The following is a 14,940-nucleotide window of genomic DNA, read 5'->3' as shown; positions in this document are numbered from 1 at the left end:
ATTCTTTTTTGTTAGAAGGGCACGAGCCTTGAGCGATCAGAAAAGCCCTCCGCGTAAACGTCGTGGAGCAGGGCGTATCACGCTGGATACGGTAGCGAGACATGTGGGCGTCTCGACGATGACGGTTTCGCGCTATTTCAATCAGCCGGACCAGGTGTCTGACGAGCACCGCGAGCGTATTGCGGCCGCGGTGGCTGAGCTGGGGTATGTCCCCAATCTTGTGGCCGGCGGTCTGGCGTCGGCGCGCGGGCGGATTGTCGGCATGGTGGTGCCGAACATCTCCGGGCCAATCTTTGCCAGCACCATCCAAGGTTTCAGCGACACCCTCACACGACACGGTTATCAGTTGCTGCTGGCGTCGAGTTACTTCTCGGCCGAGCAGGAGGAAAACGCTGTTCGCGCCTTTCTCGGTTGGTCACCTGCAGCACTGGTAGTGACCAGCCATTTTCACAGCGCTGGCACGGAGAAAATGCTGGCTGACACGGATATTCCGCTGGTGGAAACCTGGGATTACCAGCCGGATCGTGCGCCGATCCAGATCGGCTTTTCCCACTACGAGGTGGGTGTCACCGCTGCGCGTTACCTGCACGGCAAGGGCTACCGAAGGATTGCTTTTGTGCAGAACAGCGCTGCGGGTGACTTCAGTGCCATTGAGCGTCGTGACGGCTGCGCGGCGACGCTGATCGAGCTGGGGCTGACGCCGATCCTGTTTGCACCGGACCCGGATCGAGCCCCGTTCGAAGCGGGCAAACAGGCGATGCAGGTGTTGATGAGCGCGGCTGAAAAACCCGATGCGATTGTGTTTGCCAACGACAACCTGGCTGCGGGCGGACTGCTCGCAGGGCAGCGGGCCGGGCTGCGTATTCCGCAGGATTGTGCGGTGCTGGGATTTGGTGATTACGCGTTTGCCGAGATGCTGTTGCCCAGTTTGAGCACCATCAAGCCACCCGCGCTGGAGATCGGCGTGCTGGCTGCCACACGGCTGTTACAGAGTCTCGGCGTGATTGGGCTGGAAGGGGAATTGCAGCGCTTGAACCTGCTCAAGTGTGAAGTGATTGAGCGGGAGAGTACGTGATTCATGTGGGAGCGGTGCTTGGTCTGGGCGGCATTCCGACGATAAACGATAACGCGGTATGTCTTCCTGCTTCGTCTCATGTATCGCGGGCAAGCACCGCTCCCACAGGTTATGCGCCATTCAGTGGCATCTCCATTTCCGCAGGCCTATTCGCAACTTGATATCGAGTGTTATGCAATTAACGAATATCCATCTGAGAAAATATTCTTTTAAGAAATATATCGTCTCGTGGATTATTTAACTCAAGCGTCGTCGCAGAGCCATCCGCTCTGGCTCGGGCTTTCATTTGAAGGTTTTGCAGGAGCACACAATGGGCAATGTCCAAAGCGCCGGCGCACTCGATGTGCTGTGGCGACCGGCACCGGGCGGCGAGCTGCTCGATCTGGGGCGCGTTTATCGCGGTCCCTTGGCGCTGTCGCGTCTGCACAGCACGCCGAAAAGGATTTTGAGCCGTCGTGAAGCCGTTTTGCTGGGGGTGTTCGCCCTGGTGTTGCACGGTGCGGTCATTTACTGGGTCAACCAGAATCCGCCTGCTCCGCTGCCGGTCGCACCACCCGAAGTTCCACCGATGACCATCGAGTTTTCCCAGCCTGCGCCGCCAGTGGTAGAAACGCCTCCGCCGCTGCCCGAGCCCATCGTGCAGCCGGTGGTGGAGGAACCACCACCGCCCGTGGAAGACGAACTCGCGGTCAAACCGCCGCCGCCCAAGCCGATTCCAAAGCCCAAACCGGTTGTAAAACCTGTGCCCAAGCCGGTCGCGAAACCCGTTGAGCAACCGCCAGCTCCACCGGCGCCGCCGCAACCGGTTGCAGCACCTGCGCCGCCCGCGCCACCTGCACCTAAGCCGGTAACGCCAGCCTCTGCCAACGCCGGTTACCTGAAAAACCCGGCCCCGGAATACCCTGCACTGGCCATGCGTCGCGGTTGGGAAGGTACAGTGTTGTTGCGTGTGCATGTACTGGCCAGCGGCAAGCCGGGTGAGATTCAACTGCAGAAAAGCAGCGGACGCGATCAACTCGACGACGCGGCCCTGGCAGCGGTTAAACGCTGGAGCTTTGTACCGGCCAAGCAGGGCGATGTTGCCCAGGACGGCTGGGTCAGCGTGCCCATCGATTTCAAGATTCGTTAACCCTTATTCGTTTGAATCTGCGAGCTACCTGAACAAAAGGCGCATCGCTACACAACCTGTCTTGTTCTGAGACATGCCTTTTTCAGAGAGAGCCGCGCCATGAACCTACTTGCTTCCCCTTTCGAATCCGTCGAGCACGCCGTCATCTGGCTGCTGGTCCTGTTTTCCGTTGTGACCTGGGGCCTGGCCCTGCTCAAAGGGGTGCAGTTCACCCGCCTGAAGAATCAGGATCGTAAATTCCACAAGCAGTTCTGGGCCGCATCGAGCCTTGATTCCGCCGCGCAACTGGCTCAGGAACAACCAGGCGCAGCCGCCCGTGTGGCGTTGGCCGGTTATGCCGCCATCCAAGTGCCGGATGGCGCGCAGGCCACGGACCTGAGCCAGGCGATCAATCATCAGGACCGTCTGGAGCGTGCCCTGCGTCAGCAAATCGTGCGTGAACGCCGCTCGCTGGAAACCGGTCTGGCGGTGGTTGCCAGCATCGGCAGCACTTCACCGTTTATCGGTCTGTTCGGTACGGTCTGGGGCATCATGTCGGCGTTGAAAGGCATCAGTGCGGCGGGTTCGGCAAGTCTTGAAACCGTTGCCGGCCCTATCGGCACGGCACTGGTCGCCACCGGTGTCGGTATCGCGGTCGCGGTGCCTGCGGTGCTGGTTTACAACTACTTCCTGCGTCGCTTGAAACTGACTGCCGCTGACCTGGATGACTTTGCTCACGACTTTTACAGCCTGGCCCAGAAGAACTCGTTCCGCGTCCTGTTGCATCCGGTGCTGAACAAGCACGGCGCACCCGCTGTAGGCCAGAAAGTGCAGGAGGCGTCCTGAGATGGCTTTCTCCACACAAGACAGCGATGAAGTCCTGAGCGAGATCAACGTCACGCCGCTGGTGGACGTGATGCTGGTGCTGCTGGTGGTGTTCATCGTCACCGCGCCACTGCTGACCAATTCGATCCCGATCAACTTGCCGAAGACCGAATCGGTCGCCCCGGTGGAACAGAAAGACCCGCTGGTGGTGAGCATCGACGGGCAGGGCAAGCTGTTCATCAACAAGGACGAAATCCAGCCTGACTTGTTGGAAACCAACCTCAAGGCCGCCAAGGAAAAAGCCCCCGACGTACGCGTGCAATTGCAGGCTGACGATGGTGTGAATTATGGGGAAGTGGCCAGGGCCATGGCGTCTATTGAGCGGGCGGGGATTACCAAATTGTCGGTGATCACTGCCAAGTGATGGGCTGAAACGTTACTCAAAAAACTTCGTTGTTTTTACAGGCTGTTCCTTTGGCATGAGGGCAGCCTGTTTTTTTATGCAAACTCAATTTCGAATTGAAATGGAGTCCCCTTGTGGGACCGGCTTTAGCCGGGAAGAGGCCAGTACAGCCGCTCAATTTGTGTCGTCAGAAATATCGCTTTCCCGGCTAAAGCCGGTCCCACGCCGACGCATTAACCCTTCGGCCAACCACCACCCAGCGCGCGGTACAGTCTGATGCGATCAATCGCCGCCGCCGTTGCGCTGTCCACCAGAGCACTTTGGGTATCCAGCAACGCCCGCTGCACATTCAGCACGTTGATGAAGTCCGCCGCGCCCTGGGTGTAGCGATCCCGGGCGGTGCTCAGGGCGATGTTGTTCTGGCTGACGGCTTCCTGCAGGGCGGTGTGCTTCTGCTTCTCTGCGGCATAGTCCGTCATGGCGTTATCGACTTCATGCCAGGCACCCAGTACGACGCGCTGATAATTAAGTGCTGCTTCCTGCTCCTGGCGTTTGCGCAGTTCCAAAGTGCCGGTCAGGCGTCCGCCCTGAAAGATTGGCAGGTACAGACTTGGGCCATAGGTCCATTGACGAGAACTCCATGCCCCCACATCCGAGCCGTCCAGCGCTTGCGTACCGAAGCTCGCGCCCAGGCTGATCCGTGGATAAAAGTCAGCTTGTGCCACGCCGATTGCCGCAGTGGCCCGGTGCAGGGCAGCTTCGCTTTGCTGAATATCCGGCCGCCGCCGGGCCAGTTCCGAGGGCAGGCCCAGGGGCACATCCGGTGCGGGATGAGGGATGCCTTTCGGTTCGAGCAACTCGGTGCTGAGTGCGCGAGGCGGCTCGGCGAGGAGGTAGCTCAGGGCGTTGATCAGGCGGTCCTGTTCGGCCCCCAGGGTTGGTATCACCGCTTCGATGGTCGCCACTTGCGCAGCAGCGTTGGAGGTATCGAGATTGGTGGTCACGCCATTGTCGAAACGAGCCTGCGTCAACTGCCGACTCTGTCTGGCGATCTCGAGGTTCTGCCGCGCGACGCCCAGCTTGGCCTGCACGCCGCGCAGGCGAATGTAATCGGTGGCGGTTTCGGCGGCGATGCTCAACAGCACGCCGTCGCGCTGAGCCTGGGTCAGTTCGATTTCCGCATCGGCGGCTTCGACGTTGCGCCGTACATGGCCCCAGAGGTCTAGCTCCCAACTGGCATCCAGCGTCGCGCTCCACAGTTCAAACGGGGACTGGCCTTGTTCGCCGGAAGGATCATTGAGACCTTCGGCGCTGTTGCGCGCACGGCGATAACTGCCATTGGCAGCAACGCCGGGCAATTGCTGGCTGCCGGTGACCTGACGCATCACCCGGCTTTGCTCCAGGCGATTACTGGCAGCACGCACGTCGAGATTAGCCTTGGCAGCGCGCTCCACCAGTGCGGTCAATTGCGGGTCGCCCAGTTGCTGCCACCACTGGCTGTCCGCAGGGCTGCCCGGCGTAGCGCCGGGGCGCACACTACCTTGCCAGGTCTGCGGCAGCTGCGCTTGCGGGCGTTGAAAATCAGGGCCGACCGAGCAGGCACCGAGGCTGACCATAGCGGCGAACAGGAGGCAACGTTTCATCTCAATGCTCCTGCGCGGTATCGATTCGCGCCACGACCGACATGCCGATCCGCAGCTTTTGCAGATCTGCCTGATCGGCATCGAACCTGATTTTCACCGGCAGACGCTGGGTCACTTTGGTGAAGTTACCGGTCGCGTTATCCGGCGCGATAGGCGAGAACGAGACTCCGGTCGCCGGGGCAATACTGTCGATGTAGCCGCTGAAGGTGTGGTCAGGAAAGCTGTCCACGCTCAGTTCGACTTTCTGTTGCGGCTGCATGTGAGCCAGTTGGGTTTCGCGGAAGTTGGCGACCACGAAGGCGTCCTGCAAAGGAACAATGGCCATCAAGGCTTGCCCCTGAGAAACATACGCGCCGACGCGGACCGAGCGCTGACCTACCATGCCGTCTTGCGGCGCGGTAATGCGCGTATAGGACTGATTCAGATCAGCCTGTTGCAAGGCGGCCTCGTCTTTGGCCAGTGCTGCCTTGGCAACTTCCAGCTGCGCCTTGAGTACGTCGAGACTCTTGGACGCCGCGACACGCGAGGCTTCATCGCGATCACGGGCGGCCTGCCAGCCCAGCAGTTCGGCATCGGCCTTCTGGCGTTCCTGTTGAGTACCCGCTCCAGCGTTGGACAGGTTCAGGTAACGCTTGGCGTTTTCCTGGGCAAATTTGAGCGATGCCGCCGTGGCGCGTGTGGTTGCAGAGGCTTGATCAATGACCGCAGCCTGACGCTGGATACTGGCCTTGAGGTTCTGGATCTGTGCCGCAGCCGCTTCAACATTGGCCTTGGCCGACAGCTGCGCGACCCGGTAATCGGCATTGTCGATTTCAGCCAGCAGGTCGCCAGCCTTGACCCACTGGTTGTCGTCAACGGCGATCTTGCTGATCTGCCCGGAAAGACGCGGCGACACCAATACCGAGTCGGCGCGGATATAAGCATCGTCGGTCTGTTGCACGGTGCCGCCGCTGATCAGGCGATAACCGATGTAAGCGAGGCAAACGACGACGGCGACGCAGGCCAGGGAAATGGCGGTTCTGTGCTGTTTCATGACGGTACCGGAGGTTGCGGTGGGTAGGCGCGCTTGGGCAGGGTCAGCAGAATGACCAGCAAAACGCCGATGACGGCCAGCAATGCGAGGAAGGCATCGCTGAAACTCAATACGTAGGCTTGTTCCTTGACTTGGCGGGCCAGCGCTGCGGTGCTCTGAACGCTGTGCAGAGGCTCCAGGCCTTGCAGCCTTGTCCCCACACCGTCGAGCAATACGTTGGAATGGTAGTGCTCGCGATGGGTGACGAAGTTTTCCAGTGCGGCCCCGGCAATCACCGAGAACAGCCCGCGCAGTGTGTTGACCATCGAAGAGGCGAAGGGCCCTTCAAGGGGTTGAATCACCCCCGTTGCGTTCATCAGCAACGGCACCACCACCATGGGTTGGCCGAAGGTGTGCAGTAATTGCAGCAGGTAGAAGTCGTCGCGAATCCATTCGCTGGTGATCTGCGAGCCGCCCAGACAGGCGACGGCCAGCAACCCGAGGCCGAAGGCAATCACATAGCGCGAGTCGACCCAGTTGCGGTTGATCATCAGTGCCACCAGCGGCGCGATCAGTAATTGCGGCAAGGCAATGATCAATGCGGTCGGCATGGTTTGCAGCGGGCGATAGCCTTGAATCTGGGTCAGATAAGACGCCGGAATTGCGCTGCCTGCCAGCCCGACAAAGAGAAACAGGCATAAGGTGATCAGGCCGTAACTGAAGTTGCGGCGCTTGAGCAATTGCAGTTTGAACAGCGGCAGCGGATGAAACCATTCGTTGATCAGAAACGCGGGCAGACACACCGCAGCACCCAGCAGCAGCGTGGTGATCAGTGGTGAGTTGAGCCAATCCAGGCGCTCGCCTTGCGTCAGGGCGATGATCAGCATGGTGACGCCGCTGACCCCCAGCAATGCTCCGCGCCAGTCTGCCTGTTTGAAGCGCTCCAGGCGCAACGGATCTTGCGGCAATCCATACGCAATCAGCGCCGCCCCGATCAGCCCGGACGGGATGATCTGCCAGAAGACCATGCGCCAGTCGACACCTTCGGTCCACAATGCGGCCAGCGGCATCGCCAGGTTAGGACCGAAGGTTGCCGTCAGCGCATAGGCTGACAAACCGTACAACTTGATATGCCATGGCAGAAAACGTAATGCGGCGGTCATTAGCAACGGCGGCAGCGCACCGCCAGCGATGCCTTGCAATACGCGCAGGGTGACCAGGCTTTCCAGATTGGGCGCGAAAGGGATGATTGCCCCAAAAAACGTGAAGGCGAAAGTTGCGACGATGGCGAAGCGACGCAGGGAAAAGGTCACTGCAAACCAGGGCGCGAGCAGCATGGCCGAGACTTCGGCAGCAGCGTAGACCGAACTGACCCAGGTGCCGTCATCGTGTCCCAGACCGTACATGCCTAGAATGTCGGCCAGCGTGATGTCAGTGACGCGGTCATTGATCCCCGAGGTCAGCGCAGCAATCAGCACACCGATCAGACCCAGTGCCAGACGGAGCGTGAAGGGAGCGGGAGAGGGCGGTGGTGGAGGCGCTGACACGTAAAAATCCTGCTGAGGGTGTTTCAGCTATTAACTGTAAGGCGGTACACTGTATCAATCAGTGGTACTTATGACAAGGTGTGTCCATGACAACGACGGATCCAGATCGCGGTGGCGTGCAGGTTATTTCCCGGGCAGCAGCGATTCTGCGCAGCCTTGAAGGAGAGCCTGCCGGCTTGAGCCTTGGGGAAATCGCAAAGCGTTGTGAATTGCCTCGTTCCACGGTGCAGCGGTTGGTCGATGCACTGGCGCTGGAAGAGCTACTGGAAGTACACGGCCGAGGCGGAATCTGTCTGGGGCCGGCGTTGATGCGTCTGGCTTCCCATAGCCATGTGGACATCGTGCAGAAGGCGCGACCCTACCTTGAGAGGCTGGGGGCGGAGACTGGCGAAACCATTGTGCTGGCCAGTGCTGCGGGGGCTGAGCTATTGATTTTGCACACCGTGGTGTCGAGTCATTCCTTGAGGGTTTCCTCCGGACCGGGGGGCATTCTGAACATCTACGGCATTGGTGGCGGTAAAGCCTTGCTGGCCAGGATGGACAATGAATCAGTGGTCAAACTGATCGGCCGCAAGATCAAGCCGCTGACGGCCAATACCCTCACATTGCCCGAGCTGCTCGAGCAGTTGGAAAGCATCAGGAAAACCGGGATTTCCTATGGCAACGAAGAACACACCCAAGGCGTGGCTTCGGTGGCCGTGAGTCTGCAGACGCCGCAGGGCTTCTATTCGATTGACGTGGCCGGCCCGGCCTGGCGAATTGCCCAGGCCAGGGAGAGCATTGAGAAGGCGCTGCTGAAATGCCGGGAAGAGTTGATGAGTGGGTTGCGGGGTGTTGAATAGGAGCAGGACCCTGTAGGAGCTGCCGAAGGCTGCGAAAGCGATGTTCCTGACACACCGCCATCGCAGCCTTCGGCAGCTCCTACAGGTAGGTATACCCCTCAGCTACCCTGCAGCGGCTTGGCATCCTGGAAGAAGTAGTCCTTCCACGACTCAGGCTTGTTCTTGATCGCGCCGACGCGGTGCAGGAACTCAGCCAGTGGGTAGGTGTTCTTCGGCGTGATGGTGAACTCGAAGTCCTTGTTGTCGATGATTTTCAGCAGCGCATCCCGGTCGATTTTTGCTTTGGTGACACGGATGTAAGTGTCTGCCGCAGCGCCTTTGTCCTTGCGGATAAAGTCTTCAGCTTCGCTCAGTGCCTCGATGAACGCCTTGTAGGTCTTCGGGTTCTCGTTGCGGAATTTCTCGGTGGCGAACAACAGTGTCGGCGAATTCGGACCCAGCAGGTCGTAGGTGTTGAGCACCACATGCACGCCTTTGGCGGCGACTTCCTGCTCCTGAAACGGCGGGTTGGAGAAGTGACCGGTCAGCTCGGTTCCACCTGCAATGATGCTCGCCGCGGCGTCGGGGTGCGGCAGGCTGACGGTGTATTTATCCAGTCGCGCATATTCTGCATCGCCCCACAGTTTGGCGGACGCGTATTGCAGATAACGTGATTGCACCGAAACGCTCACCGCCGGGACCGCGATGCGATCTTTCTCGGTGAAGTCAGCGATGGTTTTTACCTTGGGATTGTTGCTGACCAGGTAGTACGGGAAGTTACCCAGCGAAGCCACGGCCTTGACGTTCTGCTTGCCGTGGGTCCGGTCCCAGATGGTCAGCAATGGCCCGACTCCCGCACCGGCAATATCTACTGCGCCGGTCAGCAGTGCGTCATTGACCGCTGCGCCCCCCGACAATTGCGTCCAGTCGACCTTGATGTCCACGCCATCTGCCTTGCCGTGTTTTTCGATCAGGTTCTGATCGCGCACCACATTGAGCAGCAGATAAACGATGCCGAACTGTTCGGCGATGCGCAGTTGACCTTCCGCCTGGGCAGCGGTCGGCATCGCGAGACTGCCGGTCAGCAGGGATGCCGCCAGGCCCAGTGAGGTGGCCAGACGGGAAATTCGAGGGCGACGTGTCGAGGTGTTTGTCATGCCGTGCTCCAGCGATTAACAGAGGGATGTGCGAGCGATAGGCAGACGATATAGGTATAAGAATAAATATTTAAATAACATTAGTGAATAACGTTATGGCTGTTAACTGGCTGGTTTGCGCACAACGCTGCGCATTCTGGAGCAGATCCTGCATAGCCTCATCGCAGTCAATTGTGTTGGCTGTTGATATAACATAACATTTGTCAGCTTTTTCAAGATTTTGCGCAGCCGTTCGTTTTGAACGGATAGCAGCCGCTTTCGCATCAATCCCTCACCATGAGTTTTTCAATGACGACCCATTCTCTGAAGCCGTTGGCTTCCACTCGATTGCAATCGATCGACGCGTTGCGCGGCCTGATCATTCTGTTCATGTTGCTTGACCATGTTCGCGAAACCTTCCTGCTGCACCTCCAGGTTTCGGACCCGATGGACGTGACCACCACGCCGCCTGAATTGTTTTTCAGCCGCACGCTGGCGCATCTGTGTGCGCCGCTGTTCATCTTCCTGACCGGTCTGTCGGCTTATCTCTACGGTGAACGCTACGGTGCGAAAGAGGTGTCGGGCTTTCTGTTCAAGCGCGGGCTGTTCCTGATTGCTCTGGAAGTCACGCTGGTCAACTTCGCCTGGACCTTCCAGTTCCCGCCGACCACGGTGTACCTGCAGGTGATCTGGGCCATCGGTTTGAGCATGGTGGCGTTGGCGATCCTGGTAAAACTGCCGAGACCTGCGCTGGCGGTGATCGGTGTGGTAATCATTGCCGGGCATAACCTGCTGGATACGCTGCACTTCACCCAGGACTCAGCAATGTATGTGCCGTGGGCGATCCTGCATGACCGCGGTTGGCTGGTGCCTTGGGATGGCTTGCGTCTGCGCACGTCTTATCCGCTGTTGCCGTGGATTGGTGTGATTGCCCTGGGTTACGCGGCGGGTCCTTGGTTCGCTTCCGGAGCTGATGCGCGCCAGCGTCAAAACAGGCTCGCACTGGCAGGTTTAGGTCTGCTGGTGCTGTTCTTCCTGTTGCGTCTGGTAAACGGTTACGGCGAGAAGCCGTGGTCCATCGGTGAGACCAGCGTGCAGACGCTGATGAGCTTCTTCAATATCACCAAATACCCGCCATCGCTGCTGTTCCTCAGCCTGACGCTGGGCATCGGTCTGTTGTTGCTGGTCTGGTTCGAAAAGGCAGCAGGGCGCGTGTGGTTCAAGCCGCTGCTGGTGTTCGGTGCCGCACCGATGTTCTTCTACCTGCTGCACCTGTACGTGCTGAAGATTCTGTACCTGATTGCCGTGGCGATATGGGGCACGAACAAAGGTAATTACTTTGGCTTCGATTCGGTGGGCGCGGTTTGGCTGTGCTCGGTGTTGCTGGCGGTCGGATTGTTTCCTGCCGTCAAGGCGTTCGCCAGCTTCAAGGCGCGGCGCAAGGATATTGCGTGGTTGAAGTATTTTTGAGTATTGGGTACACCTGGGTGCAACAGGGGAATGCATTCTCCTTGTGGGAGCGGTGCTTGCCCGCGATACAGGCACCGCGGTCTGATGTGAAACCGCGTTTAGACTTATCGCGGGCAAGCACCGCTCCCACATGAAATCGCATTTCAGCTCAAGCCGTTACTCGTGATGCGGCTCACCGACAAAGGTCAGTGAAGTAAACAGCCCCTGCTCATCGATGTCCGGGTTGCCGCTGACCTTCACTACAGTCTCGGCTGCAATGATGTTCAGGCCTTCGTTACGTACCACGACACTGGCCCGGCCTTGGGCGTCAGTGGTTGCGCTGACCTCATCCGGCTGGCTGCGGTAGTCACCGATCAGTTTGATTCCCGCCAATGGCTTGCCATCCAGCAGCACTTGCACCGGTAACGCTTTGCCTGGCCCGACACTCAGCGGGTCGGCCTGGGGCATGATGACCAGCCGCAAACGCTTCAGTGGCGGCAGTTTCACTCCCGGTTCATAAATCGCCAGGCTGTACTTGAACGTCTCTAGCGCCGTGACCGCACCAGGGACTTTCGTGCGGCCTTCGTTGGTCCATTTCTTGTCTGCAGTCTGTGACCACATGCCGTTGTTCAGCGCGACGGACATCACCGCGGGCCTGCTCAAAGGTTGCAGACGGGCATGGTCGGCAAGGCGTTCGACCGTCACCGGGATCATTTTTCCGTTCATGTCATAGGCCCAGGCGCCGCTGACTTTTTCCGCTTTGAATTTGCTGTCCTCGGCGCCATGGCCGTAAACCACTTCGATGTTGCCGCGACGTTCTTCCGTCCACAGGCCATGGGCACTGGCCTGTTGTGCGGTGAAGGCGCCTATCAGGCTCAGGGCCAGAATTGTTTTTTTAGCGTGCATGGTAAGTCCTTGTGATCAGAGGCTGAGGGTAAGGCTGACGGTCAAGTTGCGCGGTTCGCCGGGGGCGACCCAGTAGTTGCTGTAGGAACGCTCGAAATATTTCTCGTCGAAGAGGTTGTTCAGGTTCAGGCCAACGGTGACGTTTTCATTGGCCTTGTAATGGGCCAGCAGGTCGACGGTGTGGTACGCGGGGAGCTCAAAGCTTGTACCTGCCTCGCCGGAGCGGTCGCCCACATACGTGAACGCCGCGCCCAGATCCGAGCCTTTAAGCAGACCATTCTGGAACTCGTAAACCCCGAGCAGACTGCCGCTGCGTTTGGCCACGCCCAGAATGCGGCTACCGGTCGGGATAGTGGTGTCGCCTTTGGTGACTTCTGCATCGATGTAGGCAAATGCGCCAATCACCCGGACTGCATCGGTTACTTGCCCGGTGAATTGCAGGTCGACACCCTGACTGCGCGCCTTGCCTACAGCGCGATTGAAGTCAGTGCCCGGATCCAGCGTCAGCACGTTTTCCTTTTCGATATGGAAAGCGGCGAGGGTGGCGCTCAAGCGGTCGTCGAGCAGCTCCGTCTTGATCCCGGCTTCATAACCCACGCCTTCCTCGGGGTCGAAGGTCTTTCTTGAAGCGTCAGTACCGTTATTGGGTTTAAACGAAGTCGAGGCGTTGGCGAACAGGCCGATTTGCGGCGTGATCTGGTACAGCAAGCCCGTGCGGTAGGTCAGCGCGTTGTGCTGCTGCCTGTTGGTGACGTTCACGGCGTAGTCGTCGATGCTCTGTTCGAAATGCTCGAAGCGCGCGCCGATCATCCCGCGCAGTTTGTCGGTGAACACGATCTGGTCCTGCAGGTTCAGCGCCTGACTTTCGACGTGCTCAAAAAAATCCGTGCCGGAGCGTATGCCGTTGGGCTTGGGCTGGCCGTAAACCGGCTGGTAGATATCGATGGCATAAGGGCTGCCGGCGGTATTAGTCACGCGCTCGTTCTTGCGGTAATTCTCGTACTCGGTGCCGATCAGCAGTTGGTGCTCCCAGCTGCCGATGTCCACCAGACCCCGCAGCTCAAGCTGGGTAATGCTGTCGTGCCAGTTCATGTCCCGTTCGCGGTAGCGGCGGTTGACTGTGCGACCGTCAGCATTCAGTGCACGGCTCTCCGAAGCGAAGCCCGACAACTCGCCTTCCTTGTAATGACTGGCCAGACGGAGCGACCAGAAATCATTCAACTGATGCTCCAACGCCGCTTGGATCATGTTGTTGTCGTTATCGATGTCGCCGTCGTTTGGCTCGCCGAGGAAGGTTCGCCGGGACATGCCGCTCCACTTGTTGTTGGGGGCGACGATGCCTCGGTCAAAGGTCGAGCTATGGCGGACAAACTCAGTCTCCACCGACACATGTGTGTCCGGACTCAACTGCCAACTGAACGTCGGGGCGACGAAGACCCGTTTGCTTTCGACGTGATCGCGAAAGCTGTTGTTGTCTTCCACCGCGAGGTTCACCCGGGAAAGTACGCTCTTGTCTTCGTTCAGCGGGGCGTTGACGTCCAGTGCGGTGCGATAGCGATCCCAACTGCCCGCGCTGGTTTGCAGGGTGGTGAAGGCATCGGCCTGGGGTTTCTTGGTGACGATGTTCACCGTGCCGCCGGGGTCACCACGGCCGTACAGGCTGGCAGCGGGGCCTTTGAGCACTTCGATGCGCTCGACGTTGGCCGCATCCGGTGTGCTCGGATAACCCCGGTTGGCGCTGAAACCGTCCTTGTAGAACTCGGACGTGGTGAAGCCGCGAATGCTGTATTCGTAGAGGGTCAGGCCACCGAAGTTGTTCTGTCTGGATACGCCCCCGGCGTAGTCCAGAGCGCGCTCCACGTTAGAGCTGCCCACGTCCTTGAGCACGCTGGCGGGGATCACGCTAATGGATTGCGGAATGTCTTTGATTGCGGTGTCGGTCTTTGTGGCGGTGGCCGAGCGGGTGGCACGATAGCCGCTGACCGGTCCCGTCGCTGACTCATAGTTGGCGTCAGCGTTGACCGTAATCGTGTCGAGTTCATAAGTGTGCGGTGTATTTTCTGCGTAGCTGGCGTCGGCCAAAAGACCAAAAGCGAGGCCTGCGAATGAGACCATTTTGCGAGGGGGCATTTCTGACATTCCTTATAGATTCGTTATAGTATAACGTGTCTATCAGGAATTATTTCTATTTGTGTTTCAGAGGTGGGCGCGGCTGATTGTTGCTGGATGTTGCAGCAAGTCGAGATTCACCCTCGACTTGCTGCCATCAATCAAGTCCGGAAACGCTTGACCAGACCGTCCAGTTCGCTGGACAGCGCTGCCAGGCTACGGGAGTCGGCACGAGCTGATTCGGCAAGTTCGGCCACCAACTGCGCATCGCCATGAATCTGACTGATGTGCCGATTGATGTCTTCCGCCACGTGGTGTTGCTCTTCAGCGGCGGTTGCGATCTGGGTATTCATGTCGCGGATCACGTCCACCGATTCACGAATCTGCCCGAAGCTGCTGCGTGCCTGGCCGATTTTCTCCACCGATTGCTGCGACACGGCGAGGCTGGCGTTCATCTGTTGCGTTACCGACGACGTGCGGCGGGCGAGGGTGCCGAGCAGGTTGTCGATCTCGGCGGTGGAGTCGGCAGTCCGTTTGGCCAGAGCCCGGACTTCATCGGCCACCACCGCAAAGCCGCGACCTTGCTCACCGGCACGGGCTGCTTCGATGGCTGCGTTGAGGGCCAGCAGGTTGGTTTGCTCGGCAATGGAGCGGATGGTGTCGAGGATGGACTGAATGGCGTTGCTGTCTTTCTCCAGCTGCACCATCGCGGTGGCTGACTGAGACAGTTCAGCGCTCAGTTGATCGACACTGGTAACCGCATCGTCGATCTGTTGCTGGCCTTCACGGGCCTGACGCTGGCCGTTGTCTGCCGATTCGGCCGCCTGACTGCACGAACGGGCGACTTCGTTGGCCGTAGCAACCATTTCGTGGAAGGCCGTCGACACCATGTCCACGGCTTCACGC

The 14,940-nt window shown here is 59.1% G+C and carries 13 protein-coding genes; 6 read left to right on the top strand and 7 right to left on the bottom strand.

Annotation, left to right across the window (positions count from 1 at the left end; genetic code table 11):
• The first annotated feature begins 28 nt into the window (after positions 1-28).
• From CKW31_RS16750 to CKW31_RS16735, 4 genes are all read left to right on the top strand, one after another.
• Complete coding sequence (locus tag CKW31_RS16750) at positions 29-1,075, top strand: LacI family DNA-binding transcriptional regulator (protein WP_095097252.1); 1,047 nt, start codon at positions 29-31, stop codon at positions 1,073-1,075.
• Positions 1,076-1,385: 310 nt separating this feature from the next.
• Positions 1,386-2,204, top strand: a complete 819-nt coding sequence (locus CKW31_RS16745; protein ID WP_095097249.1) for an energy transducer TonB — start codon at positions 1,386-1,388, stop codon at positions 2,202-2,204.
• Between the two features lie 99 nt (positions 2,205-2,303).
• On the top strand, positions 2,304-3,029 hold the full coding sequence (locus CKW31_RS16740) for a MotA/TolQ/ExbB proton channel family protein (protein WP_095097246.1): 726 nt from the start codon (positions 2,304-2,306) through the stop codon (positions 3,027-3,029).
• A 1-nt stretch (position 3,030) separates the two neighbouring features.
• A complete protein-coding gene (locus CKW31_RS16735) occupies positions 3,031-3,432 on the top strand; it encodes a biopolymer transporter ExbD (protein ID WP_095097243.1) in 402 nt (133 codons plus the stop codon).
• 212 nt (positions 3,433-3,644) lie between these two features.
• Here the strand turns inward: CKW31_RS16735 and CKW31_RS16730 are convergent, their stop codons facing one another.
• From CKW31_RS16730 to CKW31_RS16720, 3 genes are read right to left on the bottom strand one after another with little or no spacing between them, the layout of a single operon-like run.
• A complete protein-coding gene (locus CKW31_RS16730; RefSeq protein ID WP_095097240.1) occupies positions 3,645-5,054 on the bottom strand; it encodes an efflux transporter outer membrane subunit in 1,410 nt (469 codons plus the stop codon).
• Position 5,055: 1 nt separating this feature from the next.
• Positions 5,056-6,087, bottom strand: coding sequence for an HlyD family secretion protein (locus CKW31_RS16725; protein WP_095097237.1), 1,032 nt, complete (start codon positions 6,085-6,087; stop codon positions 5,056-5,058).
• Positions 6,084-7,613, bottom strand: coding sequence for an MFS transporter (locus CKW31_RS16720; RefSeq protein ID WP_095097234.1), 1,530 nt, complete (start codon positions 7,611-7,613; stop codon positions 6,084-6,086). Before CKW31_RS16720 ends, CKW31_RS16725 begins: the two co-directional genes overlap by 4 nt.
• 86 nt (positions 7,614-7,699) lie before the next feature.
• Between CKW31_RS16720 and CKW31_RS16715 the strand changes: the two genes are divergently transcribed.
• Positions 7,700-8,455 carry an IclR family transcriptional regulator gene (locus CKW31_RS16715; RefSeq protein ID WP_087265182.1) on the top strand — a complete coding sequence of 252 codons (756 nt, stop codon included), beginning with the start codon at positions 7,700-7,702 and terminating at the stop codon, positions 8,453-8,455.
• Between the two features lie 98 nt (positions 8,456-8,553).
• Here the strand turns inward: CKW31_RS16715 and CKW31_RS16710 are convergent, their stop codons facing one another.
• Positions 8,554-9,591 carry an ABC transporter substrate-binding protein gene (locus tag CKW31_RS16710; RefSeq protein WP_095097231.1) on the bottom strand — a complete coding sequence of 346 codons (1,038 nt, stop codon included), beginning with the start codon at positions 9,589-9,591 and terminating at the stop codon, positions 8,554-8,556.
• Between the two features lie 288 nt (positions 9,592-9,879).
• On the opposite strand from CKW31_RS16710, the gene CKW31_RS16705 reads away from it, so the two are divergent.
• Positions 9,880-11,040 (top strand): DUF1624 domain-containing protein, encoded by a 1,161-nt coding sequence (locus CKW31_RS16705; protein WP_095097228.1) that lies wholly within the window; start codon positions 9,880-9,882, stop codon positions 11,038-11,040.
• 156 nt (positions 11,041-11,196) lie between these two features.
• Here CKW31_RS16705 and CKW31_RS16700 read toward each other — a convergent pair whose 3' ends face one another.
• From CKW31_RS16700 to CKW31_RS30405, 3 genes are all read right to left on the bottom strand, one after another.
• Positions 11,197-11,925, bottom strand: a complete 729-nt coding sequence (locus CKW31_RS16700) for a DUF4198 domain-containing protein (protein WP_095097225.1) — start codon at positions 11,923-11,925, stop codon at positions 11,197-11,199.
• A gap of 15 nt (positions 11,926-11,940) precedes the next feature.
• Complete coding sequence (locus CKW31_RS16695) at positions 11,941-14,055, bottom strand: TonB-dependent siderophore receptor (protein WP_095097222.1); 2,115 nt, start codon at positions 14,053-14,055, stop codon at positions 11,941-11,943.
• A 140-nt stretch (positions 14,056-14,195) separates the two neighbouring features.
• Positions 14,196-14,924: a methyl-accepting chemotaxis protein gene (locus CKW31_RS30405; RefSeq protein WP_371856761.1), complete on the bottom strand. Its 729-nt coding sequence runs from the start codon at positions 14,922-14,924 to the stop codon at positions 14,196-14,198.
• Positions 14,925-14,940 lie beyond the last annotated feature (16 nt).

The sequence above is a fragment of the Pseudomonas sp. Irchel 3A5 genome, from assembly GCF_900187575.1.
GTDB classification, from domain to species: Bacteria; Pseudomonadota; Gammaproteobacteria; order Pseudomonadales; family Pseudomonadaceae; genus Aquipseudomonas; species Aquipseudomonas folii.
Note: the sequence above shows the minus strand (reverse complement) of the source record. Positions and strands in the feature narration are given on the sequence as shown.